The organism is Rhizobium sp. P1_B8 (genome assembly GCF_056406515.1).
On the sequence record NZ_JBFTZZ010000072.1, the window covers coordinates 1 to 2,116 of the forward strand.

Sequence of the window (2,116 nt, forward strand, 5' to 3'; positions counted from 1 at the left end):
AGGAGACAGTACCATGGCCACCACGATCGCAACCCTCACCGCAAAGAGCGACGGCACCCTCGAAGGCATCTTCGCCACCATCCGGGTCAACGCCCCGATCGCCATCGTCCCGAACGCCAGCAAGGCGAACGATGAAGCACCCGACTACCTCATCATCCACCGTAAGACCGGCTTCGAGATCGGAGCGGGCTGGAACCGCATCGCTCGCCTGACCGGCGAGGAATACCTCTCGGTCAAGCTGGAGGCTCCGGAGATCGGCGTAATCTTCGGCAATCTCGCACAAGCCCCCGGCGGCGAGCCGAACCGGAAGGTTATCCTCTGGAACAACCCCGCCTGAGGCCTACAGGCCGGCCCCGAAAGCGGGGCCGGCTCCGAGCGTGTCTCTGCCGCGAGCCTTGTTGTTGTTCGAGCCGTCGAGGGCGTCGAGCCCATTGACGGCTATTCTGGTGCCATACGGAGAGGGAAAGTCTGCTCAGTCGATCCGAGGGTGCCATGGCGGCATAAAGGCCTCAAGCACTTCGTGGTTCCCCCAATTTTGCCTCCGCTGCGGTTCCCTCCACTCCGACAAAATCGGCTCCCCCACTCGCCGGCTCCGCCGCTCGCTGACGCGATCCTTGACCCCTCCATCCCGCCATGACCGGGACGCTCGTCTTTCACAACGTCAAGGAGACGACAATGACCATTTGCATCGACGAAGTCATCGAGCTGCTGCGCGCCGAACTCGGGAATGCCGATCCTGTCGAGCGCCGGCAGATCGAGAGCGAACTCGAACTGGCACTGGCCGAGCGGGAAATCATCGAGGCCGAACAGGATGGCCGCATCGACGTCGAGCCTCCGTTCTGACGGAGGCTTATCGCCGTGTCCATGAGCCTGACCGGCCAGATCGACCGGCCGCCAGGCTGTCAGGGGTTTCCACCCCTCGACACTCCCGCCACCTCGCGCCGGATAGGGTCGCGTCCCCTTCAGGGACGCGGGTCTCTTCTCTCTCTCTCTGGCATCCTATTCTACTCCAGCAAATCCGGCGTCAAGGACGGCCCGGGCTCCCGCATTTTTCCGCAGCTGCGCTTCTCAGAAAAATCGGTTCTCCCGCTTGCGAGCCGCGTCCGCGGTCCTTGACCCTCTCTGCAACGGAGTGGCCGATCTCCGCCATCAACGAAGGATGTCGCATTATGACAACCGATCTAAGCCTGATGCTCTATGCCAAGCTTGCTGCTTCGGCTCGTCGTCTCTGAAACCGCTTCGCAAGAGCTTCACGATCATCCAGCCGGCGAGAAAGAGATCAGGCGCTTCAGCATCAATCTGCTGGACGGTCTCGAGATCGATTTCGATACGCATGAATATTGCGTCAACGGCGGCGACTGAATCACCACGCTGACCGCGGACACTGGCGTCGTCGTCGAAGTCAACAAAGGGCATCCGGCAGCAAACCGGAATGCCGGTTGATGCCGCCCGTGTCGTTTATGGCCGAGGAGCAGTTGATGACAAGCTGCCATAAGCAGCGTCCCCACTCCTGGCGCTTCCCCTCCAGACCGTGGTGTGCTCGACTGCCGGTGCAGTTAGCCTTCCGGCTAGACCCACGCAAAACCATCAGTATCTTTTTGCCAGACGTAGTCCGCTCATGCGTAGCGATCGACTATGATCCTGGGTGATGATCTGCTCGACCCAATGTTTTCGACTGGGTAGTCGTGCGGCCCGATCAGCGGTCGACGCTGCAATCTGACGCGCCCGCTTTCCCGCGTTCGACCGTTTCGGTTGCCCCAGCTTAGATGGCGCGAGAAGCCTTCACCCGACCATGGAAGACCTCACCATCCTACTGTTCCTTTTGTTTCGATGAGCGATGCCAGCCAACATACTAACTAGAATAAAGTAGTAAAATACTTTAACCTGCAGCGGCAAAAGCGGCATCGGCCCTGCGTTCCGATTGGTTTGAGGGCGCAATATACGTCGCTGTCGCGACGTGCTCGGGTGAGGTGGAGACGACAGTGGCGATCATGTTCGTCAGAGCACAGGTGATCGGCAGGGGCGCGGGACGCAGCGTCGTCTCGGCCGCCGCCTATCGCCATCGCGCCCGGATGATGGACGAACAGGCCGGTACGTCGTTCAGCTATCGCGGCGG

The 2,116-nt window shown here is 60.8% G+C and carries 3 protein-coding genes; all 3 read left to right on the forward strand.

Features of this window, described 5'->3' with window-relative positions:
* The first annotated feature begins 13 nt into the window (after positions 1-13).
* The 3 genes from AC1D2N_RS36105 to AC1D2N_RS36115 all read left to right on the forward strand — a co-directional run bounded on the left by AC1D2N_RS36105 (position 14) and on the right by AC1D2N_RS36115 (position 1,362).
* Entirely contained in the window at positions 14-337 is a 324-nt protein-coding gene (locus tag AC1D2N_RS36105) for a DUF736 domain-containing protein (RefSeq protein WP_018246444.1), read from the forward strand.
* A gap of 338 nt (positions 338-675) precedes the next feature.
* The gene (locus AC1D2N_RS36110; RefSeq protein ID WP_164903098.1) at positions 676-843 is read left to right on the forward strand and encodes a hypothetical protein; all 168 of its coding nucleotides are present in this window, start codon (positions 676-678) and stop codon (positions 841-843) included.
* A 354-nt stretch (positions 844-1,197) separates the two neighbouring features.
* The gene (locus tag AC1D2N_RS36115) at positions 1,198-1,362 is read left to right on the forward strand and encodes a hypothetical protein (RefSeq protein ID WP_018246446.1); all 165 of its coding nucleotides are present in this window, start codon (positions 1,198-1,200) and stop codon (positions 1,360-1,362) included.
* The last annotated feature ends 754 nt before the right edge of the window (positions 1,363-2,116 follow it).